This is a genomic window from Enterorhabdus sp. P55 (assembly GCF_009911695.1).
Taxonomy (GTDB): domain Bacteria; phylum Actinomycetota; class Coriobacteriia; order Coriobacteriales; family Eggerthellaceae; genus Enterorhabdus.
In genome coordinates this window covers 1-694 of record NZ_QWKK01000274.1, presented here as the reverse complement: position 1 = coordinate 694, position 694 = coordinate 1, and the positions used below count along the sequence as shown (strand labels likewise).

Here is a 694-nt window from a genome sequence, read left to right as displayed (position 1 = left end):
GGGGCGCCTCACGCGCCTCGGCCGCGGTCGCTGGGTCGACTCCGGCGTGCTGGGCCGCCTGCGCTCGCGCTCGCTCGCCCGGGCGCGTGACGCCGTGCGGCCCGTGCCGTCGGCCGCCTACGCGACGCTGCTCCTCGACCGTCAGGGCGTCCCCGCCGTCGGCGAGCCGGCCCCGCTGCGGGGCGTTGACGGCGTGGCCCAGGTCATCGCGCAGTTCGAGGGCACCTTCCTGCCCGCGGCCCAGTGGGAGTCCACGCTGCTGCCCACGCGCGTGCCCGGCTACCGGCCCTCCCTGCTCGACGAGCTCATCGCGTCGGGCGAGGTCGTCTGGGTAGGGGCTCCCGCCGAGGGCGCCGCGGGCGCGGATGCTGCCTCGACGCCTGGCCGCATCGCCTTCTTCCCGACGGACTCGCCGCTTGCCCCGCAGCCCTTCGCCGGCCAGGACGCGCTCGGCGAGGAGGTCTCCTCGATGCCCGGCTGCGCGGACGAGGACGAGCTCACGGTCGCGGGCGCGGTGCGTCTCGTCCTCGCCCGTCAGGGCGCGCTGCCGTTCGCGCGTATCGTCGAGGGCGTTCGCCGCGCCGTGGGGGAGGAGCGCGCGGGCGAGCGCGCCGTCGCCGAGGCGCTCGCGGCGCTGGCCTGGGCCGGCGAGGCCACGAGCGACGTCCTCGCGTTCCCGCGCGCCGGCGGCCTG

General features: G+C 78.5%; 1 pseudogene. It reads left to right on the top strand.

Annotated elements, in window-relative coordinates:
• Positions 1-694 (top strand): annotated as a pseudogene (locus tag D1643_RS11240) (ATP-dependent helicase); the annotation flags it as partial.